The following is a 26,428-nucleotide window of genomic DNA, read 5'->3' on the forward strand; positions in this document are numbered from 1 at the left end:
CACCGCACGCCGCAGGTCACTGTCCACGGATTCGCCCGCCCCTTCCCACGATTCCGGTCAAAGTATTACCGAGGCGCCGCACCGGATGATCGCCAGGACTGGTCCTAGTTGGGCCACGCTCGCGGCAGTCGGCGTGCTGCTGCACGGCCCGCTGCTACCCGCGCGACTGCTGGCCCTGGCGCCGGCCCTGCACGCGTGCGTCACTGCGCCCCCGTCAACGACGCTGCCACCCCGGGCCGGCTCCGGCCATCTGGTTCGCCTGGTCGTGGCCAGCCCGCTCCAGCCGTTCGTACGGCTGGCCGGTCCATGGCGACTGCTCTGGCGCCGAGCGACCGGGCGCCACCATGAATTCGGCAAAACTGAACGCTGACCCTCCAACCCCTCGCCGTCGTACCCACCTTGGGAGCCTGCTCATGTCCGAGACCGTAGCCCCGACGATCCGCAACTCCGTCAAAGCTGTGGTCCTGGCACGGCGCCCGTGAGATCACCACCGGGCAGGCCACCGCGTCTGGTACATCGACGGGCCCGCCCCGTACGTGCTCAAGCACTACGACGACCCGGCCCCGGGCCGCCACGGGGCAGCCGACGCTTGGTCTCCTGGCCGGGCACCACGCCCCGGCGCCGCGCCTGCTGGGCGCCGGGGCGTGGTGCTTGCCCGGCGTGGACGGCCTAAACGGCCGTCGACGCCACCCCGATTGCCGCGCAGGGCTTCCTCGACGCACTCGCCGCACCGCTGGCTGCCATACACCGCATCCCCGGTACGCACGCCGGACGGCTGGCCGGCGCGGTGCGGTTCCGTACCTGGCGCGACTACCTGCACGCGCGCCTGACCGTTTACGCCGCAGCGGCCCCCGGCCTCGCCGATATCGCCACGGAGCTCCGCCACAAACTCGACGACCTCGCGCTCGACGGCGTCGAGCCCCGACTGCTGCACCATGACCTGCAACCCGGACACCTCGTCCGGGCCGGACTGCTGGACTGGGAACTCGCCGCCTTCGGCGACCCCCTGTCCGACACCGCCCGACTCGCTGTCCGCCTCCAACTCCCCGACCCGCCCCCATGACCGCCCTCGCCCATCGGCCAGGCCGCCGCGCGGGCCGACGCGCCGCCCTGTACTGGCGCATCCACCTCCTTGCCGATGCGGCGCTCGCCACAGACCCGGCTGTGCGCACGTTCGCCCTCGCGCGCCTGGCGTGAACACCCCGCTGGCCAACTGCTCGGTTGGTACGGCGGCGCTCGTTGATTCCGGGGGTTGGCCCGATGGTCAGGCCGCGCTGCGCACCCGGAGCCGACGACCGGGAATTCGGCCGGCAGAGCCGAGTTCCGAGCTGGATCTCAGTACAGCGCGATGGCGTCGATGACGACGGCGGGGCCGGAGATGTAGGCCTGGACGTCGTCTTCGGGGACGTCCAGACCGAGCCGGGTGAGTTGCTGGGTGACCTCTCGGAGGTCGTCTTGGATCTGCGCCATCATGATCCTGCGCATCATGAACTCCCAGCCGTGCAGAAGCCATTCGTCGGTGACCCTGAACTCCCCGTCGGGGATAAGCCGGTACACACTGCCGAGGATGCGCAGGTCTCCTTCGAGGCGATCCGCCGATGCTTCGTTGATGAAGAAGTCGGGGCGCACGTGGACGTACACCTTGTGAGGCAGGGAGCTCCCGGTGACCTCCAAGAGCATGGGCAGCGGCAGCAGTTCGTTGTGCAGGTAGACCCGTTGGATCGCCTGCGCGACGTCGGTGTCGTGGACATCGAGGTTGGCGAGCTCGCTGAGATCGTCGATGTCGCGGTCCCGCATCAGTTGCCGGAAGACGAAGAACAGCTTGCTCATCACGCTCGCGGCCGTGATCCGGGCGGTGCCCTCGATCTCAACGAGGGCGTCCTTGAAGAGGGCTGAGTCTCCGGCCGGGTTGACGGTGACCGCCTTGTCGCGGATCAGGCCGTCGATCACCTTGGAGACGGTCGCCTTCTCCCGCGGCGCCAGGCTGTAGGTCGACTGGAACTGGAAGTCGCTTCCCGCGGACCCGTTCAGAGCCAGCGCGCCGATGCCGGCCTTGCCGCCGCCGGACCTCTTGCTCACCGTCGTTTCGACAATGTCCTGCGCCACGGGGACGTTGATGTCGTGGTACTCCGCCTGAGAGAGCAGCGTCTCCAGATCGAGAAAGCTCGGGGTCCTCAATGCCATGCAAGGAGTGTTCCACCCGGCACTGACAACGAGGAGTTCGTCCATCCCTGCCCTGGGTCATGGGCTCGTGTCACTGTCACGGGTCCTGCGGTAGCTGGCGATGAGCCGGGACAGGTTGGGATTGAAGCCCTCGGCGGCCTGGAGTGCGACCTCGGGAAGCGGATCGTGCGGGTCGAGTCCGGGGGCCGGGTGCCCGGCCAGATGGCTGTTCAGCGTCTCGAGGTGGTCGAGCACTGCGGCGTCGCGTTGCTGCGCTGGGGTGAGGGAGCGGTGCCAGAGGTATTGGTCTTCCGCACGGTCAGGCACGGGCGGTAGCGAGCTGCGGAGTCCAGCTCCTTCACCTTCTCGTGGTGCTGCCACAGATTCGTCATCTGGAGGAACGCCTTGCCGTAGGTGTCCTGTTCCGCCAGGGGCAGACCCTGCGTGTTCAGCCGGATCACCTCGGAGGTGATCGTGAGTTCGTACGCCGCGATCGTCTCCGGGGAGAGCACGTTCGACAGGTGTACGTACTCCTCCCGGGTGAAGTCGGCGGTGTGGGTGCGGGCCAGGCCCTCGTAGTGACGGTCCAGCTCGGACTGCGGTGCTGCGGCCGTGACGGTCATCGGGCTGTACTCCTCAACTCGACCAGTGGTCGTGGTCGGGGTGCCGGACATCGGACGCGCGCCGCGCAGCGACGGGGCGGCACGTCGTATCAAAGTGCCGCCCCGGAGGGGCTGTTGCCATGGTGACCACTGCTCAGCCACCGACCGTACGCGGATCAGAGATGGGTCACAGAACGCGGAGTGTGGCGCACGCCCGCGCCGTCGAGCTCGTCCCCGCGTAGACGTCGACGCGGCCGGGCTCCACGACGTACGTCCCCGTCGTGTCGTTCGTCCAGAAGCCGAGGTCCTCGCCGCCGAGCCGGAAACGGACCGTCGTGCTCGCGCCCGGCTCCAGCGCCACCCGCTCGAAGCCGCGCAGTCGGCGCACCGGCTGGGCGATGCTCGCCGCGACGTCGTGGATGTAGAGCTGGACGACCTCGTCGCCGGCGCGGTCACCGGTGTTGGTGACCGTCACGGTGACCTCGACCGTCTCGCCCGCGGTGAGCTCGTCGCGAGTGATCTCGCAGCGCCGCAGCTCGGGGGCGCCGGTGGTGAACGTCGTGTAGCTCAGGCCGTGCCCGAACGGGAGTTGCGGGGTCTCGTCCAGGTCCAGGTACTTCGAGACGAACTTCGGGTCGGCGCCGGGGACACGGGCGGGGCGGCCGGTGTTCTCGTGGTTGTAGTAGACGGGGATCTGGCCCACCGCGCGCGGGAACGACACGGGCAGCTTGCCGCCGGGGTTGACCGTGCCGAACAGCACGTCCGCCACGGCGTGCCCCGCCTCGATGCCCGGGTGCCAGGCCTCCAGGACCGCGGGCGCGGCATCCAGCCAGCCGCCGATCGTGAGGGGCCTGCCGTTCAGGAGCACTACGGCGTACGGCTTCCCGGTCGCGGCGACGGCGGCGATCAACTCCTCCTGACCGGAGGGGAGATCGATGTCGCTGCGCACGGCCGCCTCACCGCTGAGCGCGGGAGTTTCGCCGACCACGACGACCGTGACCTCGGCCTCCCGCGCCGCGGCGACCACGGCCGCGATGTCGTCACCGGCGTGCGTGACGCGGGCGTCGGGCGCCGCCGTGCGCACCGCGTCCACGATGCTGACCGACGGCAACTGGTAGCCACCGGGGCCCGCCCAAGTGCCGTGCAGATCCGTGGAGTCCGCGAGCGGGCCGACCACCGCGATCGAGGCGGCGGTGCGCTCCAGGGGGAGGATGCCGGCGTCGTTCTTGAGCAGCACCATGGACCGGGCGCCCGCCGCTCGTGCCGCCTCGCGTGCGGCCGGAGTCGGGTCGGCAATCTCGGCGCTCTCGTCGGCGTACGGATTCTCGAACAGGCCGAGGGCGAACTTGAGGCGCAGGATGCGCGAGACCGCGTCGTCGATCCGGGACTCACTAATCAGCCCTTCGGCCAGGAGCCGCTCGCCGTGATCGGTCACATGGGTGGAGACCATCTCCATGTCGAGCCCGGCGTTGAAGGCGAGCCGTGCCGCGTCGGCGCCGTCCTCGGCGAAGCCGTGCGCGATCAGCTCCTCGACGCCCGTGTAGTCGCTGACGACGAAACCGTCGAACGCCCACTCCTCCTTGAGGATCGCGTTCATCGTGTGCGCGTTGCCGTGCGCGGGGACACCCGAAACGGTGTTGAACGCGGCCATCATCGTGGCCGCGCCCGCGTCGACGGCCGCCTTGAACGGCGGCAGGTAGTGGTTGCGCAGCCGCTGCTCGGAGACGTCGACCGTGTTGTAGTCGCGGCCGCCCTCCGCCCCGCCATAGGCGACGAAGTGCTTGGCGCAGGCCGCGATGCGGTCCGGGTCGGCCAACTGGCCACCGTCGGCCGCACCTTGGTAACCCTCGATCTTGGCCACGGCGAAGGCGGCATTGACGTACGGATCCTCCCCGGAGCCCTCCGCTATGCGGCCCCAGCGCGGCTCATGGGTGACGTCCATCATCGGCGAGAACGTCCAGCGCACCCCGTTCGAGCGGGTCTCCGCCGCCGACACCTCGGCGTCCCGTCGCGCCACCTCCGGGTCGAAGGAGGCCGCCTGCGCCAGCGGGATCGGGAACGTGGTCCAGAAGCCGTGGATGACGTCCAGGCCGAACAGCAGCGGGATGCCGAGCCGCGACTCCTCGACGGCCATCCGCTGAAGAGCGTTGGTGTGCGCCGCGCCGTGGATGTTGAGCACGGAACCGAGCACTCCGGCGCGCGCGGCCGCCTCGATGTGCGCGGTCTGGCCTCCGCCGGGACCTGTGTCGCCGGTCCAGGTCAGCTGTTGCAGCTGCCCCAGTTTCTCGGCGGTCGTCATCCGGTCGAGAAGCCCCTTGACCTGGTCCTCATACCCTCGAAGCATGCGAGCCCCTCACCGCTCTATTGCCGCATTGCCCATGCGAAGTTAACGTGTGCGCCAGTCATGTAAGCGCATTCAGGAAATGCGTTCAAGAGGGTGGGGAGGTTTCCCGTGAACGGCCGTGGGTTCCCGGAGGACGAGTACGGACTGCGCGTCATGAGCCTCAACTTGCAGGTCCACTGGGACAATCCGCCCCACACCTGGCCCGAGCGCAGACCGGCGGTAGGTGAGTTGCTGCGCGGCGCGCGTCCGCATCTCCTCGGAACGCAGGAGGGTCTGCGGCACCAGGTGCGGGACGTCGAGGCCGCGCTGGGTTCGTCCACAGCCGACTACGACTGGGTCGGCGAGGGCCGGGACGGCGGTGACGACGGCGAGTTCATGGCCCTCTTCTACGACCGTCGCCGCCTCGCCGCTCTCGCGCACGGTCACTTCTGGCTCTCCGGCACCCCGGACGTCCCCGGTTCCAACACCTGGGGCGGCGGCTGCCCCCGCATGGTCACCTGGGCCCGCTTCCGCGACCTGGTCACGGGCACGGAGTTCTGCGCCGCCAACACCCACTTCGACCATGCGAGCGCCGACGCCCGTGAACGCTCCGCCGAGCTGCTCGCCGAGCGGCTGAACGCGCTCGTTCCGGACGTCCCGCGCATCGTCACCGGCGACTTCAACTCCCCGGCGGGTCCTGGCAGTTCGCCGTACACCCGGCTCCTCGCCGCCGCCGATCTCGTGGACGCCTGGGACACGGCCGAGGAACGCGGCCCTGACCTGGGCACCTTCCACGACTACCGGCCCCCGGTCCCGGGCGGCGAGCGGATCGACTGGATCCTCGTCTCGCGCGGCGTCCGGGTCCGCTCGGCGCACGCCTACACCTTCGCCCCCGGCGGGCGCTTCCCCAGCGACCACCTGCCGATCCACGCTGTGGTGCACACCGCGCCGTCGGAGTCGTCATCCTCACCGTCCCGACCGTCCTCGGAGGACCCCACCCCATGACCTCTCGCCGCCCCGCCACCGAGTGGCTCGCCGACGCCGTCCTCTACCAGATCTATCCGCAGTCCTTCGCCGACTCGAACGGCGACGGCATCGGTGACTTCGCGGGTGTCGAGGCCAAGCTGGACCACCTGGCCTGGCTCGGCGTGAACACCGTCTGGTTCAACCCTTGCTTCGCCTCACCGTTCCGTGACGCGGGCTACGACGTCAGCGACTACCTCACCGTCGCCCCGCGCTACGGCACCAACGACGACCTGGCCAAGGTCGTCGACGCCGCCCGGCGCCGCGGCATCCGCGTCCTGCTCGACCTGGTCGCAGGACACACCTCCGACGAGCACGCCTGGTTCAAGGCGTCGATGAACGACCCCGCCGACCAGCGCTACATCTGGGCCGACACCGACGCGGCGCCGCCCGGCTTCGTCGCGTCCCCCGGCACCCGCCCCGGCTTCTACCAGCCCAACTTCTTCGAGTCGCAGCCCGCCCTCAACTTCGGCCACGCCCGCATGAAGGCGGACGAGCCCTGGCGCCTGCCCGTCGACGCCGAAGGCCCCCGCGCCAACCGTCAGGCGCTGCGCGACATCATGGACCACTGGCTCTCCCTCGGCCTGTCCGGCTTCCGCGTCGACATGGCCGCGTCGTTGGTCAAGGACGACCCGGGCCACGAAGAGACCGCGAAGCTGTGGCGGGAGCTGCGCGGCTGGCTCGACGCCACGCACCCGCACGCGGCGCTGCTGTCCGAATGGGGCGACCCGGCAGTCTCCGTCCCGGCCGGTTTCCACGGCGACTTCTTCCTGCAGTTCGGCTCCGACAACGACGGCCTGTACCTGCGCTCCCTGTGGAACAACTTCGCCGGCACGGTCAGCGAGCCGTGGGCGCCGCAGGCCCCGTACTTCGACGCGGCCGGCGAAGGCTCCCCGCGGACCTTCCTCGACGGCTGGCGCGCGGCCCGCGAAGCCGTCGGCGACGCCGGTTTCCTCGCCCTGCCCACCGCCAACCACGACTTCTCCCGCCTGGCCTGCGGCCCGCGCACCGCGGAGCAGCTCCCCGCCGCCTTCGCGTTCCAGCTCACCTGGCCGACGCTGCCCGCGATCTACTACGGCGACGAGATCGGCATGCGCTACGTCCCCGGCCTGCCCGACCACGAGGGCAGCCGCCTGGGCCCCCGCTACAACCGGGCCGGCTCCCGCACCCCCATGCAGTGGGACGACACCCCGAACGCGGGCTTCTCCACCGCCCCGGCCGACCGGCTCTACCTGCCCGTAGACCCCGACCAGGACCGGCCCGCGGTCGCCGCCCAGCAGGCCGACCCCGACTCCCTCCTGCACCTGGTCCGCCGCCTGATCGCCCTGCGCCGCGCCTCCCCGGACCTCGGCCCCGCGGGCAGCACCGAGGTCCTGCACGACGGCTACCCGCTCGTCTACGTCCGCGGTGGCCGCCACCTCGTGGTCGTCAACCCGCGCAGTGAGTACGCGGATGTCGCCGCCCCGCAGGAAAGCGCCACCCCGGTCGTGGCGTCCGGGGTCACGGTAGGCCGGGGCCGGATCAACGCTGAGGGCTTCGGCTACGGCATCTTCGAGCTGTAGATACCCCAGAGCCTGGAAACCCAGGAACGCACAAGGGGCCGCACCGCCCGTCGGCAGTGCGGCCCCTCCTACGCGGCCGTCACCCCTTGCTGACCGTGAACTCCCCGCGGCGCACGCGCAGGACGGTGCGCCCGCCCTCGTACGAGGACTTGGCGCCCTCGCAGCGCGCCCGGCCGTCGACGGCCACGACGGCCTCGTCACCGAGTGCGCGGAAGGTGACCTTGCCGTCGGAGATGCCGGTGATCTCCGCGGTCGCGTACGCGATGCGCAGCCCGCCCGCGGTCAGGCCCAGCGGCAGCATCGCCGCGCTCGCCCCCGCCAGATGCAGCCGCTCGCCGCCGAACAGGGCCTTGCCCTTCTCGGTGACTGTGCAGGACTCGTCGTACCCGGAGGTGACGTTGAAGGCGTGCAGCAGCCGGCCGCCGTCCGCGTCCTTGGTGGTGAGCATGAAGACGCCCGCGGCAGTGGCGCTGTGGCCGATCGCGGGCGCCGCGCCCAGGACCTTGAAGGCACTGAGCCAGAAGTCGAGGTCACAGCGGTACTCCGAGGTGATCACGACGGCCCGGCCCTTGCCCACGGGGATGTCGAAGCCGCAGCCGTCCCCGCTGGACACCTCGCGCAGCACGGTCTCGCCCCTGCTCGCCGAGCACAATTGGGCCCTGGACACCCGGATTTCGGCCCGCGGCGCCGCCCAGCCGTGCGCGGTCACGGACAGCCAGAACTGGTTCGCGTCCGTGAGGGTCTTGCCCGGCATCAGGCCCAGCGCGTCGCGCAGCACCGTGCAGGACGCGCCCGTCATGTCCTTGCCCGGCACCTGGCCCGACAGCAGCAGCCGTCCGCCGGCCTTGAGGTAGCGCACGAGCCGTTCCTGGACCGGGCGCGCCAGATACTGCCCGGTGGCCAGTGCGAGGACCGGCTGCTTCACCGGATCGAGGTCGCCGGCTTGCAGGTTGACGCTCCGGTACCGGAAGCCGCCGAGCAGCATCGCGCGCGTCAGGGCGCCGCGCGGGCCGAAGCCACGGGTGCCCGTCACATCGTCGACCACGGCCTGCACGGCGTCGCTCTGCGGCGGCCGGTACTCGGTGAGGTAGTGGTCGGGCACGAAACCGAGCACCACGTCGTCGTACTCCGCCTTCATCGGCGCAAGCGCCGAGGCGAGGCCGCGGACGGCGTGGGCCGTCTCCTTGGTGGGGGCGAAGCTGACACCGGGCCTGCCCTCGGGGTCGATCGGCGCGGCGAAGCCATGGCGTTCGCCGGTGATGCCGATGCGGTCGTTGCCGTCGCGGACCGGCTTGTCGAGCTTCGGGTTGAAGCCGCCCGCGAACAGGTAGTAGTTGATCATTTTCGCGCCCTGCGCGACGCAGAGCCGCGTCTTGAGCCCGACCGCCCCGCGCCCTGTCTCGTTGCTCAGGTCGTCGCCGTAGTCGGCGTGGCCCGCGTCGAACTCCAGGGCCGTCAACGGCTGGTCGGCGTCGTGGACCGCGTCCATGAACGCGTTGACCAGATAGAGGTCGGTCACGTTGGCGAGGGTGAGATCGCCGAGGTAGAAGTCGGCGCCGGAGATCATCCCGGGCCTGCCCGCGTAGGACTCCATCAGCTGGCTGATGCCGATCGGGAAGCTGTCCGCCTTGCCGCCTCCCGTCCCGTGGATGTTGATCAGGAACGGGACGCCGTGCAGCCCGCCCTTCTCCGCGTACGAGCGGAGCCTCGCCGCGTAGTCGGCGATCACGCCCCGCATGTACGTCCCCAGGTCGTGCATGAGGGCGGGCGCGTAACTGTCCTTCGGCGAGCGGATCGCGGCGTCGCGCTCGCCCGCGCTGCCGCCCGCGAAGGGATAGCGCCCGGCCAGGTCCTTCTCGTACGTCGTGTCCAGCCAGGAGTTGAAGTCCCGTAGGCAACGGTCGGTCAGAATGGGCCCGTTGCTGACCCACGGGAGCATGCCGATCTCGTTGTCGAGCTGGCAGGCGATCACTCCGGGCCGGCCCTTGCGGTGCAAGCGCTCGGCGATGACCGGGATCACCGCGTCGTACCAGCGCTCGACCTCCTTGAGGAAGGCGGGCGCCAGGTAGTCGACGGCGGCCGTGGTGGCCTTGTCCCCGTTCCAGCCCGTCGGCACGATCTCCGGGTGGTCGGTGCGCACCCGCTGTGGAACGCCCTCGCCCTTGAGTTCGGCCATGGTGAACGGGCCCGGCCGAGCGATGACATGGAAGCCGTTCTCCAGGCACAGGTCCAGGAACGCTCCCAGGTCGCGCTCGGGCCTGGTCCGGCCGGTGACGTCGATCGAGCCGTCGGCCGTCTCGTGCCACATCCACGGGATGTACGTGGCGATGGTGTTGAGCCCGGCCTCCTTTGCCCGGTCGAGCCGCGACTGCCAGTCGGCGCGCTTGAGCCGGAAGTAGTGGATCTCACCGGCGAGGACGACCGCCGGTTCGCCGTCGATGAGAATCTGCTTGTCGCGGTAGGCGACGGAGACCGCGGACCGGTCCTTCGACGTCTCGGCCGCCGCCGCGGTGGTGAACGACCCGGAGGCCGCGGCCAGGGCAACTCCCGCTCCCAACACGGTTCTGCGCCGCGGGAAGATACCGGTGGTCGGGTCGTCCAGCGTCATCGTGGCTCCTTGGTGCTCAGGTGTTCAGGCGTGTCCAGGTAGTGCAGTTGCAGCGCAGTGAGGCGCGCGGTGAGGTCCTCGGCGACCTGCGCGTACGCGGGGTCGTCGTACCGGTTGTGCAGCTCGTACGGATCCCGCTCCAGGTCGAACAGTTCCCACTGCGGCGGGCGCGTCTCGGGCGACGCCCCGACCTGCCCCGAACCGTGGCCCGGGTAGTGGATCAGCTTGTGCGTGCGGGTGCGGATCCCGTAGTTGGCCTGGACGCCGTGGCAGACGTCGAGGTGCTCGAAGTAGCGGTAGTAGACCGCGTCGCGCCAGTCGTCCTGCCGTTCGCCCCGCAGCAGCGGCAACAGACTCCTGCCCTGCATCCGCTCGTGCGCGGGCACGCCGGCGAGGTCCAGGAGGGTCTGCGCGTAGTCGACGTTGGCCACCAGCTCGTCGCACGACGACCCCGGCTCCACCACGCCCGGCCAGCGCACGACCAACGGGATGCGCAGCGACGGCTCGTACATGAACCGCTTGTCGAACCAGCCGTGTTCGCCGAGATAGAAGCCGTGGTCGGAGGTGTACGCGACCGCGGTGTCAGCGGCGAGACCGCTGACGTCGAGGTAGTGCAGGACCCGTCCTACGTTCTCGTCGAGGCCCGCGATCACCCGCAGGTACTCCTTGATGTAGCGCTGGTAGCGCCACTCCCTCTCCTCGCGCTCCGAAAGCCCGTCGGGCACAGGCGACTTGAGGTCCTGCGCCTCCAGATCGGACATCCGCATCCGCGCGTCGGCCGCCGCGGCCGCCCGGTTCGCGTAGTCGTCGTGCAGCGTGGCGGGGACCGGGATGTGGTCCTGCTCGTACAGATGACGGTGGCGCTCGGCCGGCTCGAAGGCGCGGTGCGGTGCCTTGTGCTGGATCAGGAGCGCGAACGGGCGGTCGGGATCCCGCCCGTCCAGCCAGTTCAGGGCCAGGTCGGTGATGATGTCGGTGACGTAGCCGGTGTACTTGGTCTCACCGTCGACGGTCAGGAAGCTCGGGTCGTGGTACTGCCCGTGCTCCGGCAGGACCTCCCAGTGGTCGAAGCCGCACGGGTCGCTGACTCCGCCGTGTCCCAGATGCCATTTGCCGATGATCGCCGTTTGATACCCGGCCGCTTGCAGCATCTCGGGGAACGACGGCTGACGCGCGTCGAACTTCTGCCCGGGCTGTTCCAGCGTCGTCATGCCGTTCACGTGGCTGTACGTGCCCGTGAGTAGGGTGGCCCGGGCCGGCGAGCAGATCGCGTTCGTGCAGAAGGCGTTGTGGAACCGCATGCCCTCGGCTGCGAGCCGGTCCACCGCCGGAGTCCGGTTGATGACGCTTCCGTACGCGCCGATGGCGGGGACGGCATGGTCGTCGGTCATCATCACGACGATGTTGGGGCGCCGCCCGGTGCTTCTCCCCGCGCTCATATGCCGAAGCTCTCCTTCGAGAGGAGCGGCCGCACGCGCCGCGCGAAACCACCGCTGCTGAACGGGACTTGGAGCAGCCCCGGCTTGAGCACCTGGGCGAGCGCCGCCACGATCATGCCCTGATCGAGCGCGAGCACGTGATCGCTGACCCGGCCCGTGGTGACGTCGACCGAGTCGCGGAAGCCGATGCCGTCCTCGTACGCTCCGAAGTCCCGTGCGATGCGCCGCAGATTGGTGATCGCCTCGTCGCGCGCGAACGGCATCGCGAGGAAGGACGCGTGCGGGGTGACGACGCCACCGGAGGGGTAACCGTCGACCGACGTGGCGAGGGCGGGCACGCCGTACGTGGCATAGCCGCCCGCGGGGACGTTCGCGGGGGAGAAGCCCCAGTAGCCGTACCCCTCCTCGATCATCCCGTGCTCGATCTGACTGCGCACGTAGCGCTGGTGGTTGAGCCCCCAAGCGCCCGGCGACCACTGTGCTTCCGGGACGAACAGCGGGACCATCAGCGCCTCGAACATCGACCCGCCCCAGGAGGGGAGGAACGTGCGGCCCCGGTACGTGTAGTGGCCGCGCCACAGCCGCACCCCGTCTACCGTCACCCACGCGCCTTCGGGCTGCTGGCCCTGCTCGGTGCCGGGCGGCAGGGTGCGGTCGGTGTGCCAGTAGTGCTCGCCGGGCAGCGAGCCGTCGGCGATGCCGAGGTAACTGGCCATGCGCGGCTCGGTGTTGAGCGTGCCGTACCAGTGCGAGGTGAAGGACTCGGTGCCCATGGAGTAACCGCCGTGCAGCTGACCGGGGTTGGTCGCCGGGGCCGAGGCGTCGTACGGCGTGTAGTAGAACGACCAGTCGGCGTCCGCGAGCAGCCGCGCCACGCGCGGGCGCAGCGACGGGTCCGCGTCGGCGGCGAGCCTGAGGCCCGTGATCAGCCACGCGTTGTCGACCGACGACAGGAACGGGTCGACCGGGTCGCCGCTGTCCGGCCACGCTGTGAGGGTCTCGCCGGTGTAGGCGTCGTACCAGTTGAACCAGAAGCCGTGGGCGCGCTCCAGGCGCTCGACGGCGGATACGGTGCGGTCGAGGCGGCGGCGCATCGTCGTGGCGTCGATGACGCCGAGCCCACCGGCGGCGACGGTCGCCCACAGGCCGCAACCGATGTTGGTCGGCGATGTGTTGACCGACGGCGTGAGCGTGCTCGCGGTGACGTCCATCGTGTCCGCGGTCAGACCGAAGTCCGTGGTCAGGGCCTCGATGGAGCGGCAGGTGTCACGGAACCAGCGGCGCAGCAGCGCCTCGGTGCCGCCGTCACTGCGGCCGGACGCCGAGGCCGTGGTCGTGGTGCCGAGCGCGAGGGCGGTGGAGGCGCCGGCGGCGGTGGCGAGGAAGGTGCGGCGTTTCATGCGGTCTCTCCTGTGAGGGGGGGGCGTGGTCAGACACGGAACAGGTGGAGCGAGAGCAGTCCCGGCAGCGGAACGTCGAGCGTCAGACTCGCGGTGCCGTCGGGCGCGGTGGGCAGGGGTGGGAGCGGCGAGTGGCGCAGGGAGGCGCCGAGTGCGCGGTACGCCGCTTTGGCGTCGGCGGGAGCGGTGTCCGCGCCGTGCAGTGCGGCGGTGTACGAGGCGCTCGGGGCGAGGCCGGTCACCCGTACGACCACCGTGCGGTCCAGGGCCGGTGAGCCGGCCGGTGAAGTGGTGCGGTCCGTGGCCGAGTTCCATATCGCTACGCGCACGTGGTCGCCGTCGTCCGTAGGTCCGGCCACGGAGCGGACCAGGGCGTGGGCGCCGTCGCCGGTGAGCTGCGGGGGAGTGGTGCCGGCGGCGTCGACCGTCACTGTCACGGTCGCGAGCGCGATGCCCCGGGCCATGACGCACCCAGGGACGGGCGTGGAGGTGAGCGGGCCGACGCCCCGGTCGTCTCTGGCGGCGACCTTGTACCAGTAACCGTGGCCGGGTTCGGCCCGCGTGTCGGCGTACGGGGGATGGGGGAGGGGCCCGCCGGGCAGGGGCTCGTAGGGGCCCTCGGCGAACACCGAGCGGTGCACGAGGTAGTCGTGGGCGCCCGGCACCGGCTTCCAGGTCAGGAACACGTGACCGGTGCCGTCCTCGGAACGCAGTCCGGTGGGTGCGGTCAGGGTGGTGGTGTGCGGTGACGCGGTGAGCATGGGGTCGCCTCTCGAATGGATGCGCATACATGCCGGGCGTGCGGAAACAGCGGATTCTCCGGTTCCTGCCCCGGTGGTACAGGGCAGGAACCGTTCGTCAGAAAAGGCTGCTGAAGGGCTACTTGAGCCCGGCGGTGGCGATGCCCTGGGCGAAGAAGCGCTGCAGCAGGACGAACACCAGCAGCACCGGCAGCACCACGAGGAACGCTCCTGCCATCAGGACACCGTTGGAACCGGCCGCTTGGGTCGGGTCGTTGGCGAAGGTAGCGAGGGCAACCGGGAGCGTGTACTTGCCCGGGTCGTTGGTGGCGACCAGCGGCCACAGGAAGTTGTTCCAGGAACCGAGGAAAACGAAGATCGCCAGCGTCGCGAGGGCCGGCTTGACCAGCGGCAGCACGATGCGCCAGAAGATGTACCACTCGCGGGCGCCGTCCATCCGCGCCGCCTCGAGCAGCTCGTCCGGGATGGCCTGGATGAACTGCCGCATCAGGAAGACACCGAACGCTCCGGCCGCGAACGGCAGGATCAGCGCCGCGTAGCTGTCGATCAGGCCCATCGCGCTCATCATCACGAACATGGGCAGCAGCATCAGGTTGCCGGGCACCATCAGGGCGCCGAGCACGATGCCGAAGACCGGCCGCCGGCCGACGAAGTTCAGCTTCGCCAGGGCGTAGCCGAGCATGGAGCAGAACAGCAGGTTGCAGACGGTCACGAACACGGCGACGAGGAGGGAGTTGAAGAACGCCTGCCCCACGTCCATCCGGTCGAGCAGTTCCCGGAAGTTGTCCAGCGTCCACTCGGTCGGCACCCACACCGGCGGGCTCGCGCCCAGCTCCCGCTGGGTCTTGAAGGACGACAGCGCCATCCACAGGAACGGTGCGACGGTCACGACCAGCCCGACGGAGAGCAGGACGTACACGAGCGTCCGGCGGGCCCGGGCGGCCGGGGCCCGGCGAGGCGTCGTCGCCGCGGGCGCGAGCGGGGGCCGGGTCTCGGTCGTGCTCATGAGGTCTTGTCCTTCAGGAGGCGGAGCTGGAGCGTGGTGATCGCGAGGACCACCACGAACAGGACGTACGCCATGGCGCTGGCGTAACCCATGTGGAAGAAGTCGAAGCCCTCGCGGTACATGTCCAGCGAGATCGTCAGGGTGCTGTCCGACGGGCCGCCGTCGGTCATCACGAACGGCTCCTCGAAGACGTTGAGGAAACCGATCGTGGTCATGACGGCGACGTAGAGCATGGTGGGCCGCAGCAGCGGCACCGTGATCCTGCGGAACTCCTGGAAGATCCCCGCCCCGTCGATCCGTGCCGCCTCCCGCACCTCCGTCGGAATGGCCTGCAGGCCCGCTAGGAAGAGCACCATTGCCGAACCCATGTTCCGCCAGACCGCCATCACGATCAGCGAAGGCATCGCGAGGGCCTCGGAGCCGAGGAAGTCTGGTGTCCGGAACCCGAGTTGGTGGCCGAGGCTCGCGATCAGGCCCTCGCTGGGATCGAGCACGAAGCGCCAGATGACCGCCACCGCCACGATGGCCGTGACGACGGGCGCGTAGAAACCGACCCGGAAGAAGGTGCGCATCCGGTCGATGCCCGAGTTGAGCAGCACCGCGGCCGCAAGGCCTGTGCCGATGGTGAGCGGCACGCCGAGGACCACGAAGTACGCCGTGTTGAACAGCGCCTTCACGAACTTCTCGTCCTGGAAGAGCTTCGTGTAGTTGTCCAGGCCCACGAACTGCGCCGACAGCGGATCGGTGACGTCGCGCAGCCCGAAGTCGGTGAAGCTCATCAGCAGCGTGGCCACGATCGGGAACGCCATGAAGGTGAGGAACAGCACCAGGAACGGTGTGGAGAACAGCCAGCCGGCCAGATTGTGGCGGGACAGCCGGTCACGGCGGTGCCGGACGGGCCCGGCACCGCCGCCCCGGATCTTCGTCGCCATCGCCTCGCCCTGCCCGGCACCGGACGTCCCGGCCTGTGCGGTGGTGGTGCTCATGGGGTCACACCAGTCCCTCGGCCGTCTTCTGCAGCGCCTTCGCGGTCGCCGTCGGGTCCTCGCCCTGGGAGATCTTCGCCAGGGCGCCCTCGATGGCCGCGGCGAACTCGTTCCACTTCTCCAGTGGCGGGATCGCCTTCGCCGTGTCGAGCGAGGTCTTGAAGGTGGCGAGGGAATCGCCGCCGTTCTTGAGCGCGGGCTCGTTCCATGCGGCCTTGTTGGCCGGAAGCGCCTTGTCCACCTCGTACCACTTGGCCTGCGTCTTCGCCGTCGTCAGGTACTTGGTCAGTTCCTCGGCCGCCGCCTTGCGCGGGCTGTCCTTGAACGTGACCAGGGACGCGCCGCCGACCCAGGAGGTCGAGGTCTTGTCCGCGGGAACGGGGACGACCTCGTACTTGCCCTTGACCTGCGGCTGCTGCTGTTCGATGTTCGCGACCATCCACGGGCCGGACTGGAACATCGGCCGCTTCCCGGAGCCGAAGTCCTTGGTGACGTCGTAGCCGGGCGTGAAGGTCTTCTTCGCCAGACCCTTCTTGAAGTAGCTGCCCCACTGCGTGAACGCCCGTATCGCCTCGGGGGAGTCGAGGGCCGGCTTGCCGTCCTTGCCGATCAGCTCGCCACCGGCCGAATACAGGTACTGCACCCAGCTCTGCCAGGCGCCGGTGCTGCTGGGCTGGAGATCGGTGCCCCACTCGGCGCCCGCCTTCTTGAAGGCGGCGGCGAGGTCCTGCTGCTCCTTCCACGTGGTGGGGGCCTTGGTGATGCCCGCCTTCTTCGCGAGGTCGGTGCGGTAGTAGAGCACCCGGGTGTCGGCGTACCAGGGAACGCCGTACGCGGTCCCGTCCTGGACGTTGCTGTCCCAGGTGGCGGGGAAGAAGTCCGCCTTCTTGAACGTCTTCGTGTCCACCGGCTCCAGCGCGTCCAGGGCGATGAACTCACCCATCATCGTGGAGCCCATCTGCGCCATGTCCGGCAGCTTCTTGGCGGCGATGGCCGACACGAGCTTCTGGTGCACGACGTCCCAGCCCACCGGGGTCACCTTGACCGTGATGTTCGGGTGCTGCTTCGTGAACTCCTCGGTGACCGCCTGGAGTCGAGTGCCCTCCTCGCCCATGGCCCACACCGTGAGCGTCTGCTTCTTGTCCGCGGCCACCTGTTCGCCCCCGCCGCTTCCGCAGGAGGTCAGGGTGAGCGCCGTAGCCACCGCGATCGCGGTGACGCCGACGGACTTGATGCGTGTCATGGGGCCCTCCAGCACGTTCATGTAAGCGCTGTACGTAAGCGCATACATGACCTTGTAGGAAGGTGCGGGGTGACTCAAGAGGGCTGTAGGTAACGCTTCCGTAAACGTGCCGAAACTTGTGAACGCCCAGTGAATGACGGGAGGTTCGCGCCCTAAACGGTGCTTTCCGGTGTGCAGCCGCAGCTCGCGCGGCGGTTCAGCGTCACCGGCAACACGCGGACCGTGGCGGGCCGTTCGCGCCCCTGGAGCCGGGCGATCAGCAACTCCACCGCCACTTCGCCCAGTCGGCCGGTCGGCTGCCGCACGGTCGTCAGCGCCGGCCGCACCAGGCGGCTGAGCGGGATCCCGTCGAACCCGGTGACCACTATGTCGTCCGGGACGCGGACCCCGCGGGCCTCGAGGGCGAGCAGCGCGCCGACCGCCATCTGGTCGTTGGCGAACATCAGGCCGTCGGGCAGGGGTCGGTCGCGGTCGAGCAGCTCCAGTGCCGCCTTGCGACCCGCGGTCTGGGTCAGGTCGCCCCTGGTGTCGGGCTCCTTCGGAAGCGGCAGCCCGGCTTCCAGGTGGGCGGCCTGGAAACCGCGGAAGCGCGCCTCGCCGTCCGGCGAGTCCGCGGGGCCGCCGGCGAAGGCGAGCCGGCGCAGCCCGTGGTCGACGATCAGGTGCCGGGTGAGCTCCAACTGGCCGTCGAAGTTGGCCACTTCGACATGGTCGTAGCCGGAGTGACGTTCACCGGCCAGCAGGACGACGGGCTGTCGGCGCCCCACGACGCCGAGGTCCTCCTCGCTCACCGCCTGCGCGAGCACGGCAAGGCCGTCCACGCGCCCCGCCACCTCGGCGAGCTGCCGGTTCGCCTGGTCGGCGTGGGCGGCCGAGACGAGCAGCGCGTAGCCGTGGCGCCGCGCCGCGCGCTCCATGCCGCGGATGACCTGGTCGGAGTAGAGGACCAGTTCGCCGTCCTCGGCATCGGCGGCGTGTTCCGCCTCGGTGTCGTGGAAGTCGGGGAAGCACAGGCCAAGCACGCCGGTCGTGCGGCTGGCGAGCCCGCGGGCACTGCCGCTCGGCACGTAGCCGAGGTCGCGCGCCACGGTCAGTACCTTCTCGCGGGTCGCGGCGCGGACCGCGTCGGGATTCCGGTAGACGCGCGACACGGTCGCGATGGAGACGCCGGCCCGTTCGGCGACGTCGTACACCGTGGGAGTGCTGGTCATCTTGTTGTCTCGCCCGCCCCTTCAACGGCGCGCTCCCGCGCGCCGGTTGCCCGCTCTCCTGGCTGGAAGCGCATTCAGCCTAACTGGTGGTTTCAGAATGAGCAGTGGTGGCTCGGATGCAGGCATGAATGGCCCTTCGAGTGAACGTGAAGGGCCATCTTCGGGGGGAGGCAGGCAGGCCGCGGACGGACAGCATCACGTTGCTCACCGCGGTGCCGACACGTCAGTGACAGTCGCTATCGTCCGTGCCATGACCTCAAGTGATCACCTGCTCGACCTGATCCACAACACCCCGGAGATCGACCTTCTGCTGAGGTCGTCGTTCGGCTTCGACATCCATCGGAAACACTATGGCGAGGGCTTGAGGCTTGCCTCAGGTGCGCCGATGGAGGTGATCGCCGGGGAGACTGCCGGTGGGGCCTACTTCCTCTGCGCCGGGCAGAACGGCCGCCGACCGGTTGTGTACGCGAGTTCCGAAGGGGAAGGCGGTCTGCTCGCCGATGACCTGGGGGAAGCCCTGGAGATCATAATCGGGCTGGAATGGCACGACTGCCTCACGTTCTCGTGCGGTGGCGATGTCGAGGTCATGCAGGTCTCCGCTCGACGCCTTGAACTGTGCCGCGACAAGTACAACCCGGACATCGACAACGAAGCTGCCCAGGTGGCCGCAGCCCTGTCGCTGCGTATCGTGCCTGTCACTGACCTCGTCATCCGGTTGCACGCAGCTGCGTCGAAGACGGAAGCGGACTATGTCGTGATCGACGAGGACGGCCAGGAGTTCGGCCCACTGTTCGGCGAGCCCGTGGAACCTCGCCACGGAGGCTGGCGCTGAACCCGCCCAGCCCCGCCTGTCGCATCAACACCGGATTCGCTGCCAATGCCTGATAGGGCGTCGGGCAGACTCTCCAACATGCCTGCCGACCTTGTGTCCGACGATCTCTGGGACCGCATAGCTGCGCTTCTCCCCACTCGGCCTGCCCGACGCCATCGCCACCCCGGACGACTGCCCGTGCCGGACCGCGTCGCGCTCGCCGGCATCATCTACGTGCTCCGCAAGGGCGTGGCCTGGCGCGATGTCCCCATCCAGGTCGTTGGCTGTTCAGGAGTGACTGCCTGGCGCCGGCTCCGGGACTGGACTGAGGCTGGCGTCTGGCCCCGCCTGCACGAAGTGCTTCTCGCCGACCTGCGGAAGGCGAGTCTCCTGGGCATGGAGGACTCGGCGATCGATGGCTCGCACGTCCGGGCGCTCAAAGGGGGGACCACACAGGTCCTTCGCCGGTCGACCGGAGCCGGCCGGGCAGCAAACACCACCTGATCGTCGACCGGCACGGCAGCCCGCTGGCCGTAACGCTGACCGGCGGCCACCGCCACGACGTCACACAGCTCCTGCCCCTCTTGGACGCGATCCCGCCGATCCGGGGCCTGCGAGGACGCCCGCGGACGCGACCGCGCAGACTGTTCGCCGACCGGGGCTACGACTTTGACAAGTACCGCCGCCTGCTGTGGAAGCGTGGGATCAAGCCTCTCATTGCCCGTCGCGGCGTCGCCCACGGTTCCGGCTTGGGTAAGACTCGCTGGGTGGTCGAGCGGACCTTCGCCTGGCTCCACCAGTTCAAGCGCCTACGTATCCGCTACGAGGTGCGCGCCGACCTGCACCTCGGCCTCCTTCAACTCGCCTGCAGCATCATCTGCCTGAGACGACTCCGAACCTCATTCTGAAACAATCAGTAAGGGATGTCCCGTAAATGATCTTCGACGGGGTTGGGGAGCGGGCGCCGGTCGCGGGGCCTACCGTTTATCCGGCGAGGTTGAGGTTGTGCAGGCGGGCGATGCCGAGCATCGCGTGATGGGCGTTGTCGCCCTTGAGGCGGCAATCGCGCAGGATCTTCCAGCACTTCATGCGGGCGAAGACGTGCTCGACGCGGGCGCGGACCTGTTTGTGGGAGGTGTTGTGCGTCTTCTGCCAGTCGGCCAGTTCTTGGCCTTTTCGGCGGCGGTGCGGCATCACCAGGCCGGTGCCCGGATAACCGCCGTCCGCGATGGTCATCGTGTTGCCGACGGCGTCCTTCGCGCCGGATTCCTCCCACGCCTTGCAGTCGTTGCGGTTGCCGGGCAGCGGCCGGCCGACGATCACGACGGCCCGGGTCTCGGCGTCGATGACAACCTGGTGGTTCGTGGAGTAGCGGTAGTTCTTCGACTGCTCGGCCACCATGTGGTCGCGGGTGGGCACCAGGGTGCCGTCCACGATCAGCACGGTGTCCTTCGCAAACCGCTGGCGCGGCTGGAGTGCGAGTTTCGGCCCGAGATGGTCGATGATCCGGTCGGCGGCCGACTTCGAGACGCCGAAGAGCGGGGCGAGTTGGCGCAGTGTCAGGTTGGTGCGCCAGTACGCCGCGACCAGCAGTACCCGGTCCTCCAGCGGCAGACTCCACGGCCGTCCGCGCCGCGGCTCGTCCGAGACCTCACGCCGCACCACGGTCATCAACTTGGCGAAGCCGCGCGGGCTCAGCCCGGTGAACGGGGCTATCCAGGACGGCTCCGACGCCGTGACCACTCCAGCCACAGCGAGATCATCTCAGCCGCCCTATCATCCGATCCAACAAGACGAGCGCCGTCGAGGGAGCCGACAGAGATGATCGCAGCACGCATGGCAGCAGCCGTGCTGGTCACATGGACCGCGCTGATCGTGCTCCTACTCGCGCCGTCGCCCCTGCCAGAGCATTGGCGTTACTACATCTACTCTCCAGCGAGCGTGGGCCTGTGGCTGCTGGCCATGCTCGTCGCACCCGTCGTGGTCTGCACAGTCAAATGGCCATGGATCAAGTCGGGCGGCAGATGAACCCCGACTTGCATACGAGCCCGCGGACTACCACTACCCCCTTATCGCCTGGTCATCAATTGCGGGACAGCCCTTACGACCTCGTGCACGATAGGAGCCAGCGCCGCGTTCGCGCAGGTCAAAGCCTCGGACGTCGCGATAGCGCAAGTCGCTGACCTGCAGCGATGCTTATCGTGCACGAGGTCGTTAGCGAGGACCGTCACGGAGACACCGACGGACGCATCTCTCTCAAGGATGCAGTTCTCGACGGAGGACAAGTCGTCGTCGCGCGACGCGCCGTTGCCATCACTCGGGGGCTTGGTGAGCCACTGCCCGAAGGGCTGAGCATCGTTGAGCCGATCACGATCAACCTGCGTCCTGCTATGCCTGATCCACCTCAGTTGCCGTAGGATCGTCGGCCGATCTGCGGCCCCTGCGGGTTCGCGCGGTTGGCGATCTGTGCCCGGAAGTCCTGTGACGAGGTTTAGAGGATGGTTCGCCAGGCGGGTTCGCGCTCTTTGACCATTGCGATCTCCTCACGGGTGGCGTCACGCACGGCTGTGAGGGGCTCGGGCCGGTAGGTCATCCGGTCGGCGTCACCTGGAGCAATGGTGATCGTTCCGCTGCGGCCCGCGCTCGACCAATCCAGCTCGATGCGCCACTCGACTTCGAAGGTCGACGTGGGGGTGATCTCGAAGAGTTCCGGATCGCTGTTGCTGACGGTGAACGGAAAGTCTGGTCCCCCGTCGGGTTGAAGCACGGGTGGTGACGCATCCAGGTTCGTGACGAAGCCTCGCGTTTCCAGAATCCCCAGTATGAGCATGAGGAGCGCCGCCGGACGCGGCTCACTGCGTCGCACGATGACGGGACGCATCGCGTGGATGACGACTGCCTGAGCGCTGAGCCCCTCGACAAGGATCTTGACCGCACCGCCGGGCGACCAGGTAATTCCTGTGCCGGCGTACACGAAGATGTGACCTTTTCCGATCCTCGTGCAGGTCACCACCAGAGGCACCTCCGGTTCCGGCGCCGTCTCGGCGTACGCATGGACGTCGCCGTGAATGGTTCCGACTTGGATCACCGGCCCATGAACCTGTGCCTGGCCTGATAGCTCATTGCTGACGCGAGACTGGGGCTGCTCCTCGGGTTGCTTTGTCATCGGTCTCCCCTGCGATCAGTTTCGTCAACAGGCTTGCACAGTCCTTCTGTTGGAGTCCATGGGGTGCCTGCGGGCTAGGGCCTGTTGCGAAAGTGCTGGGCACAGCCACTCGCTGTGGACTGCGACGGCCGCCTCATAGCGGATGGCGGTTGACCAGCAGACGGTCTGGCGACGTCAAGGCTTGGAGGACGGACAGGTTATTGGCGGTTGAGATTGCGGGTCACTCCGGCGGCGATGGTTGTGGCGAGGATCCAGCCTGCTGCGATCAGAAGATAGGACAGCCACTGGTAAAGGCCGGTGGGAGCGAATGCCTTGTCCTGGCCGAAGTCGATGATGGGTAGGAGGAGGTCAAGGGCATAGATGACGGGGTTGAAGTCCGGGCCTTTGCCCCGCTCGGCCGCGGGCGGCTGGTTCAGTCCGTAGGCGACTGAGCCGAGGAGCAAAAGAGCCAGGAGCCAGGCCATGGCACGGAGTGGGCGGAAACCGTAGCCGACAGTAGCGTCCTGGAGGTAGCCCCAGAGTTTGGCGTGCCAAAGCAGCGTGGTCCGGTGCCGGCGTTGCTTGGCGAGTTGGACCGCACGGGCTTCGGCGTCGTCACCGACGCGGCGGTACGAGGCCGCGAGTTGCTCGTAGGCGTGCTGCACGAAGCCGTCTTCGTCTCGCTCGAGTAGGGCGAGTCGTTGTACGGCTGGCAGGCGCGGGGCGAGGGCCTCGTACGTCAGGCCCTCCAGACGTACCCTGGCAGGCCAGACTTCGGGCTTGGCGTGGATGATCTTGAAGTGGGCGTAGTGCATTTTGACGTCACCTGAGACTGGGGCCGCGTCCCAGAGCGAGAACCCTGCTGCCTCACAGCTGCTGATGCCCAGTGCGACACCGCCCGGGTTGCGGAGCCGGGCCTCGATGAAGGTGAGCCAGCCGGTGACCTTGGCGGCGGTGAGTCTGACGCGGCCTTCGGCCACGAGGCCGCCCGCGTTGAGTCTGGTCCCGACCGTCAGGTGGGCGGCGTTGAGGGCATCACCTCCCGAGTTCTTGATGTGGGCGTCTTCGAGGTCAAGGGCGCCTTCTATGCGGGCGGCTCCGATGCGGATCTCGCCGTGGGCCACCAGTTCGGGTGCCCAGATGTCGTTGCCAATGGAGGCATGGCTGAGCTCGAGGACGCACCCGCCGTCGACGCCGAGGCGGGCGCGGTCGAGGAAGATTCCGCCGGGGACTTGTGCCCTGCCCAGCTGCACGCTTCCGGGGATAGTGCAGGCAGTGAGCCGGAGTTCGTCATCGACGCGTATGGCGGTGGCTATGAGGGCGGGCAGGTAGGACGCACTGAGGTCAAGCTGGCGGGTCTGTGCTCCACGGAAGTCCGGCGGATGCTCGAAGTGGCAGACGTTGAGGCGAATGGGGTGCGGTATCTCTGCGTGCTGAAGGTCCAGGAAGCCGGTGATCCGCGCGCCGGTGAGGTGGAGGACGGGCACCTCATCGGGTTCGGACGCATCGCCGAGGAGGAGGGTGCGGATGACCTCGGCGCGGACGGTCCGTTCGGGACCCCAGGAGCTGGGTTGTTCGGGGTTCTCGTCCTGGGACTGGCGGAGGTCGATCGGTTCTCCGCGAGGGAATGCCTCATAGAGGCGACGTTCCAGCGAGGTCATTTCCACGATCTCCATTTGCGGGACATTACCCCGTAGGGGCGATGTCATAGAGGTTGCAAAAGTGGATCCTGGTTGTGGATGATCACGCGCTGTGAATCGTGGTGACCTGACGAACAGCCACTGGGCCCGGCTGGAGCCGTTACTGCCGCACGGCATCAAGCCGGGCCGTCCGCCGGTGTGGCCCCGGCGGCAGCTGATAGACGGCATACGGTGGCGGACCCGGACCGGTGCGCCGTGGCGCGATGTGCCCGAGCGGTACGGCCCCGTGGGGTCGGAGTTATGACCTGTTCCGGCGCTGGCAGCGGGACGGAACCTGGGCCCGGATCGTCACCCATCTCCAGGCGCAGGCGGATGCGAAGGGCCTGATCGCCTGGCAGGTGAACGTCGACTCCACCGTCTGCCGAGCCCACCAGCACGCGGCTGGGGCAGCGACAATGGGGGAGCTCCAGAAGGCGCCGCCCGGAGGGGTCGCCGTCGAGCCGGTCGACCACGGGCTCGGACGCTCCAGGGGCGGGCTGACCACCAAGATCCACCTCGCGGTTGAACAGGGGCAAGAGCCGCTGTCCTTTGTGATCAGGGCTGGTCAGCGGGGTGACTCCCCGCAGTTCGAGCCGGTCTTGGAGGCGATTCGTGTGCCCCGGCTCGGGCCAGGTCGGCCACGCACTCGACCGGACCGGGTCCGTGCCGACAAAGCCTACGACTCCCGTAAGAATCGAGCCTTCCTGCGCAGGCACAGCATCAAGGCGACGATCCCGGTCCTTGCGGATCGGATCCGCAACCGCGAGAAGCTCGGCTCCCGGGGTGGCCGCCCGCCGATGTTCGACACGACCGACTACCGCGAGCGCCATGCGGTCGAGTGTGGGATCAATCGCCTTCATTAGATGCCACCATTCCCCCGAAGATGACGGTCGCCGCCGATATCACGGCACCCAGTCTTCGTCTGCGATTACGCAGATTCATTAACCCTCCCCGTTTCCTGTTTTCTTTCGGGCGATAGAGATGTTGCACGGGACGCCTGCGTCGTGCACGCCTAAGAGGAAGACCTTGAGGGTAATTTGAGGTTGCCGAAAAGAGCCGGTCAACCTCTTTTTTGTTAGCGGCCCGGCGTCGCGTGCCGCATAGCATTTTGCTGGCAGTCTCAGCCTCTCTTCTCCTCTCGCTGGCCTAAAAGTGCTCAGACTGCCTATTCGGAAACCTCAAGTTCCCCTCAATTTCGGGGAACCTGATGCGCTGGCCGCCGAGATCGGTCATCATCTGTTCCCGGTGGACCAGCTGGTGAAAGCTGCAATCGGTCAGTCGGGCGCATCCGGCGGTGAGGTTTCCGTAGGTGGGAACCACTTCCAATCGGCATATCCATGGGGGGCGAAGAGGATGCGAAGCAGGCAATTCCTTACTGGCGCAGCACTCACGGTGCTGCTTACGACGGGATGCGAATCTGCATCGACCACGAACGAGAGCTCGCCCGCTCCGCCGGTGAGTGAGAAGCAGGCAGTAAAGGTGCTGCGACAACTGTCCTCTGCAGCCCCAGGCAAGAACGGAGCCTCCTACTGTAAGAAGTTCTCGTACCAGGTCGAGGCGTGCGAGCAGGTCTGGAAGGCTGCGGCGGCAGACTGCCTCAAGCCGGCTGGCGAGCCACACGTCCGCCGTTCCGCGGCAGTACGGAACACGCGCGACACGGACGGTGGACGGGTTCTTGAAGTCGAAGGCAAGACCGCCGACGGGCAGCGCTATGTCTCTGAGGTCTTCGTCACCGCCCCGGACGGCACACCCAAGGCCTCGATCGGCGTGTTCTGGTCAGGCAACGGCCTGGGCAATTCCCCCCTCGGGGAGTCCAGCAAGGTCGTCCCTAAATCCGAATGTGCGGGTAAAAAGGACTCTGCCGGATGAAATCGGGCAGCTGTGCCCGCCCGTCTGCCCGATGACCTCGCCTCCCACCTCAAGGCAAGCAGCCACACCTAACTGAGTGCTTGGTCCGTGGGTCGGTGTTTGGTCCCGGGTCAGGTGTCGCACCAGTTGGGGGTGGCTTCGCCGGTGATGCGGCGGGCCATGAGGTCGATCATCGCGAGGTGGAGCATGGCTTCGGAGCGGTGCGGGTGGCGTTCGTAGTCGCGGCCGAACCCGACTCGACCTGCCTGTCCCGGACCACGACTTCGCCGCGCAGATCACCGCACGGCTCAACACCCAGCACTGCACCATGTGGGACGACGTCAAGGAAGAGGCCCGCCCGGCCGTTCGGCGTGCCCGGCCGCGGCCGGCCGACGCGCACGGCACCGCCGACGGCGGGCGAACTATCGGCAAGATCGTCATCGCGACCTGACCCGTAACGGGCCTGGGGCAGCAGATCGAAGACCTACAAGGGACCCGTCGGTGTGTCATGGCTAACCGCCGACGCACAGACGGGTCCCTTGCCACATGTCGTCGAGATTCTGGGAACCCGCGCAGTTCCGCGTTCTCCTGCCTGATGCTCACCGGCCGCGACCTACG

25 protein-coding genes and 1 pseudogene are annotated in these 26,428 nt (G+C 68.4%); 10 read left to right on the forward strand and 16 right to left on the reverse strand.

What is annotated here, in order from left to right; all coding sequences use genetic code 11:
* Positions 1–694: 694 nt before the first annotated feature.
* Positions 695–1,063, forward strand: a complete 369-nt coding sequence (locus tag M4J07_RS10720; protein WP_255970343.1) for a phosphotransferase family protein — start codon at positions 695–697, stop codon at positions 1,061–1,063.
* Between the two features lie 272 nt (positions 1,064–1,335).
* On the opposite strand, the gene M4J07_RS10725 is transcribed toward M4J07_RS10720, so the two are convergent.
* The 4 genes from M4J07_RS10725 to M4J07_RS10740 form a co-directional block, all read right to left on the reverse strand.
* Positions 1,336–2,229: a hypothetical protein gene (locus tag M4J07_RS10725; protein WP_255970260.1), complete on the reverse strand. Its 894-nt coding sequence runs from the start codon at positions 2,227–2,229 to the stop codon at positions 1,336–1,338.
* Between the two features lie 12 nt (positions 2,230–2,241).
* Positions 2,242–2,418, reverse strand: coding sequence for a hypothetical protein (locus tag M4J07_RS10730; RefSeq protein WP_255970263.1), 177 nt, complete (start codon positions 2,416–2,418; stop codon positions 2,242–2,244).
* Positions 2,394–2,786 (reverse strand): hypothetical protein, encoded by a 393-nt coding sequence (locus M4J07_RS10735; RefSeq protein ID WP_255970266.1) that lies wholly within the window; start codon positions 2,784–2,786, stop codon positions 2,394–2,396. The genes M4J07_RS10730 and M4J07_RS10735 overlap by 25 nt, the downstream gene beginning before the upstream one ends.
* A 166-nt stretch (positions 2,787–2,952) precedes the next feature.
* Positions 2,953–5,109: a glycoside hydrolase family 3 N-terminal domain-containing protein gene (locus M4J07_RS10740; RefSeq protein WP_255970269.1), complete on the reverse strand. Its 2,157-nt coding sequence runs from the start codon at positions 5,107–5,109 to the stop codon at positions 2,953–2,955.
* Positions 5,110–5,217: 108 nt separating this feature from the next.
* On the opposite strand from M4J07_RS10740, the gene M4J07_RS10745 reads away from it, so the two are divergent.
* On the forward strand, positions 5,218–6,093 hold the full coding sequence (locus M4J07_RS10745) for an endonuclease/exonuclease/phosphatase family protein (RefSeq protein ID WP_255970272.1): 876 nt from the start codon (positions 5,218–5,220) through the stop codon (positions 6,091–6,093).
* On the forward strand, positions 6,090–7,673 hold the full coding sequence (locus M4J07_RS10750; RefSeq protein WP_255970275.1) for an alpha-amylase family glycosyl hydrolase: 1,584 nt from the start codon (positions 6,090–6,092) through the stop codon (positions 7,671–7,673). Before M4J07_RS10745 ends, M4J07_RS10750 begins: the two co-directional genes overlap by 4 nt.
* Positions 7,674–7,752: 79 nt before the next feature.
* Here M4J07_RS10750 and M4J07_RS10755 read toward each other — a convergent pair whose 3' ends face one another.
* From M4J07_RS10755 to M4J07_RS10790, 8 genes are all read right to left on the reverse strand, one after another.
* A complete protein-coding gene (locus tag M4J07_RS10755) occupies positions 7,753–10,281 on the reverse strand; it encodes a beta-galactosidase (protein WP_255970278.1) in 2,529 nt (842 codons plus the stop codon).
* Positions 10,278–11,720 carry a sulfatase family protein gene (locus M4J07_RS10760; RefSeq protein ID WP_255970280.1) on the reverse strand — a complete coding sequence of 481 codons (1,443 nt, stop codon included), beginning with the start codon at positions 11,718–11,720 and terminating at the stop codon, positions 10,278–10,280. The genes M4J07_RS10755 and M4J07_RS10760 overlap by 4 nt, the downstream gene beginning before the upstream one ends.
* Entirely contained in the window at positions 11,717–13,120 is a 1,404-nt protein-coding gene (locus tag M4J07_RS10765; RefSeq protein ID WP_255970282.1) for a glucoamylase family protein, read from the reverse strand. The genes M4J07_RS10760 and M4J07_RS10765 overlap by 4 nt, the downstream gene beginning before the upstream one ends.
* Positions 13,121–13,149: 29 nt before the next feature.
* Positions 13,150–13,881 carry a fibronectin type III domain-containing protein gene (locus M4J07_RS10770; protein WP_255970285.1) on the reverse strand — a complete coding sequence of 244 codons (732 nt, stop codon included), beginning with the start codon at positions 13,879–13,881 and terminating at the stop codon, positions 13,150–13,152.
* Between the two features lie 118 nt (positions 13,882–13,999).
* Positions 14,000–14,887, reverse strand: a complete 888-nt coding sequence (locus M4J07_RS10775) for a carbohydrate ABC transporter permease (protein WP_255970288.1) — start codon at positions 14,885–14,887, stop codon at positions 14,000–14,002.
* Entirely contained in the window at positions 14,884–15,873 is a 990-nt protein-coding gene (locus M4J07_RS10780; protein ID WP_255970290.1) for a carbohydrate ABC transporter permease, read from the reverse strand. The genes M4J07_RS10775 and M4J07_RS10780 overlap by 4 nt, the downstream gene beginning before the upstream one ends.
* A gap of 4 nt (positions 15,874–15,877) precedes the next feature.
* The gene (locus M4J07_RS10785) at positions 15,878–17,116 is read right to left on the reverse strand and encodes an extracellular solute-binding protein (protein WP_255970293.1); all 1,239 of its coding nucleotides are present in this window, start codon (positions 17,114–17,116) and stop codon (positions 15,878–15,880) included.
* Positions 17,117–17,268: 152 nt separating this feature from the next.
* The gene (locus tag M4J07_RS10790) at positions 17,269–18,327 is read right to left on the reverse strand and encodes a LacI family DNA-binding transcriptional regulator (RefSeq protein ID WP_255970296.1); all 1,059 of its coding nucleotides are present in this window, start codon (positions 18,325–18,327) and stop codon (positions 17,269–17,271) included.
* A 250-nt stretch (positions 18,328–18,577) separates the two neighbouring features.
* Here M4J07_RS10790 and M4J07_RS10795 point away from each other — a divergent pair, with 250 nt between their 5' ends.
* Positions 18,578–19,159, forward strand: a complete 582-nt coding sequence (locus M4J07_RS10795) for a hypothetical protein (RefSeq protein ID WP_255970299.1) — start codon at positions 18,578–18,580, stop codon at positions 19,157–19,159.
* Positions 19,160–19,237: 78 nt separating this feature from the next.
* Positions 19,238–20,046 (forward strand): IS5 family transposase gene (locus M4J07_RS10800; protein ID WP_255970302.1). Its coding sequence is split into 2 segments (ribosomal slippage): positions 19,238–19,577 and positions 19,577–20,046, totalling 810 coding nucleotides; the frame shifts between segments, so codons are not numbered across the junction.
* A 76-nt stretch (positions 20,047–20,122) separates the two neighbouring features.
* Here the strand turns inward: M4J07_RS10800 and M4J07_RS10805 are convergent.
* Positions 20,123–20,890, reverse strand: coding sequence for a transposase (locus M4J07_RS10805; protein ID WP_255970305.1), 768 nt, complete (start codon positions 20,888–20,890; stop codon positions 20,123–20,125).
* 69 nt (positions 20,891–20,959) lie between these two features.
* Between M4J07_RS10805 and M4J07_RS10810 the strand changes: the two genes are divergently transcribed.
* A complete protein-coding gene (locus M4J07_RS10810; RefSeq protein WP_255970307.1) occupies positions 20,960–21,166 on the forward strand; it encodes a hypothetical protein in 207 nt (68 codons plus the stop codon).
* 463 nt (positions 21,167–21,629) lie between these two features.
* Here the strand turns inward: M4J07_RS10810 and M4J07_RS10815 are convergent, their stop codons facing one another.
* Together M4J07_RS10815 and M4J07_RS10820 are read right to left on the reverse strand one after the other, a co-directional pair.
* The gene (locus M4J07_RS10815) at positions 21,630–22,304 is read right to left on the reverse strand and encodes a hypothetical protein (protein WP_255970310.1); all 675 of its coding nucleotides are present in this window, start codon (positions 22,302–22,304) and stop codon (positions 21,630–21,632) included.
* A gap of 197 nt (positions 22,305–22,501) precedes the next feature.
* On the reverse strand, positions 22,502–23,959 hold the full coding sequence (locus tag M4J07_RS10820) for a membrane-associated oxidoreductase (RefSeq protein WP_255970313.1): 1,458 nt from the start codon (positions 23,957–23,959) through the stop codon (positions 22,502–22,504).
* 76 nt (positions 23,960–24,035) lie between these two features.
* Here M4J07_RS10820 and M4J07_RS10825 point away from each other — a divergent pair, with 76 nt between their 5' ends.
* From M4J07_RS10825 to M4J07_RS10835, 3 genes are all read left to right on the forward strand, one after another.
* Positions 24,036–24,227 carry a transposase gene (locus M4J07_RS10825; protein WP_255970316.1) on the forward strand — a complete coding sequence of 64 codons (192 nt, stop codon included), beginning with the start codon at positions 24,036–24,038 and terminating at the stop codon, positions 24,225–24,227.
* Positions 24,172–24,825 carry an IS5 family transposase gene (locus M4J07_RS10830; RefSeq protein ID WP_255970319.1) on the forward strand — a complete coding sequence of 218 codons (654 nt, stop codon included), beginning with the start codon at positions 24,172–24,174 and terminating at the stop codon, positions 24,823–24,825. Before M4J07_RS10825 ends, M4J07_RS10830 begins: the two co-directional genes overlap by 56 nt.
* 592 nt (positions 24,826–25,417) lie before the next feature.
* Positions 25,418–25,831, forward strand: a complete 414-nt coding sequence (locus M4J07_RS10835) for a hypothetical protein (protein WP_255970322.1) — start codon at positions 25,418–25,420, stop codon at positions 25,829–25,831.
* 110 nt (positions 25,832–25,941) lie between these two features.
* Here the strand turns inward: M4J07_RS10835 and M4J07_RS10840 are convergent.
* Positions 25,942–26,055: pseudogene (locus M4J07_RS10840) on the reverse strand (IS5 family transposase); the annotation flags it as partial.
* Positions 26,056–26,138: 83 nt separating this feature from the next.
* Here M4J07_RS10840 and M4J07_RS10845 point away from each other — a divergent pair.
* A complete protein-coding gene (locus tag M4J07_RS10845) occupies positions 26,139–26,261 on the forward strand; it encodes a hypothetical protein (protein WP_255970325.1) in 123 nt (40 codons plus the stop codon).
* The last annotated feature ends 167 nt before the right edge of the window (positions 26,262–26,428 follow it).

This window comes from Streptomyces longispororuber (assembly GCF_024448165.1).
In the GTDB taxonomy this organism is placed as follows: Bacteria; Actinomycetota; Actinomycetes; order Streptomycetales; family Streptomycetaceae; genus Streptomyces; species Streptomyces longispororuber_A.

What these genes read in the sequence shown, in the direction of transcription:
- M4J07_RS10725 (WP_255970260.1), bottom strand. Translation starts at nt 2,229, where the DNA reads ATGGACGAACTCCTCGTTGTCAGTGCCGGGTGGAACACTCCTTGCATG.
- M4J07_RS10735 (WP_255970266.1), bottom strand. Translation starts at nt 2,786, where the DNA reads ATGACCGTCACGGCCGCAGCACCGCAGTCCGAGCTGGACCGTCACTAC.
- M4J07_RS10740 (WP_255970269.1), bottom strand. Translation starts at nt 5,109, where the DNA reads ATGCTTCGAGGGTATGAGGACCAGGTCAAGGGGCTTCTCGACCGGATG.
- M4J07_RS10750 (WP_255970275.1), top strand. Translation starts at nt 6,090, where the DNA reads ATGACCTCTCGCCGCCCCGCCACCGAGTGGCTCGCCGACGCCGTCCTC.
- M4J07_RS10755 (WP_255970278.1), bottom strand. Translation starts at nt 10,281, where the DNA reads ATGACGCTGGACGACCCGACCACCGGTATCTTCCCGCGGCGCAGAACC.
- M4J07_RS10760 (WP_255970280.1), bottom strand. Translation starts at nt 11,720, where the DNA reads ATGAGCGCGGGGAGAAGCACCGGGCGGCGCCCCAACATCGTCGTGATG.
- M4J07_RS10765 (WP_255970282.1), bottom strand. Translation starts at nt 13,120, where the DNA reads ATGAAACGCCGCACCTTCCTCGCCACCGCCGCCGGCGCCTCCACCGCC.
- M4J07_RS10770 (WP_255970285.1), bottom strand. Translation starts at nt 13,881, where the DNA reads ATGCTCACCGCGTCACCGCACACCACCACCCTGACCGCACCCACCGGA.
- M4J07_RS10775 (WP_255970288.1), bottom strand. Translation starts at nt 14,887, where the DNA reads ATGAGCACGACCGAGACCCGGCCCCCGCTCGCGCCCGCGGCGACGACG.
- M4J07_RS10780 (WP_255970290.1), bottom strand. Translation starts at nt 15,873, where the DNA reads ATGAGCACCACCACCGCACAGGCCGGGACGTCCGGTGCCGGGCAGGGC.
- M4J07_RS10785 (WP_255970293.1), bottom strand. Translation starts at nt 17,116, where the DNA reads ATGACACGCATCAAGTCCGTCGGCGTCACCGCGATCGCGGTGGCTACG.
- M4J07_RS10790 (WP_255970296.1), bottom strand. Translation starts at nt 18,327, where the DNA reads ATGACCAGCACTCCCACGGTGTACGACGTCGCCGAACGGGCCGGCGTC.
- M4J07_RS10795 (WP_255970299.1), top strand. Translation starts at nt 18,578, where the DNA reads ATGACCTCAAGTGATCACCTGCTCGACCTGATCCACAACACCCCGGAG.
- M4J07_RS10810 (WP_255970307.1), top strand. Translation starts at nt 20,960, where the DNA reads ATGATCGCAGCACGCATGGCAGCAGCCGTGCTGGTCACATGGACCGCG.
- M4J07_RS10815 (WP_255970310.1), bottom strand. Translation starts at nt 22,304, where the DNA reads ATGACAAAGCAACCCGAGGAGCAGCCCCAGTCTCGCGTCAGCAATGAG.
- M4J07_RS10820 (WP_255970313.1), bottom strand. Translation starts at nt 23,959, where the DNA reads ATGGAGATCGTGGAAATGACCTCGCTGGAACGTCGCCTCTATGAGGCA.
- M4J07_RS10845 (WP_255970325.1), top strand. Translation starts at nt 26,139, where the DNA reads ATGTGGGACGACGTCAAGGAAGAGGCCCGCCCGGCCGTTCGGCGTGCC.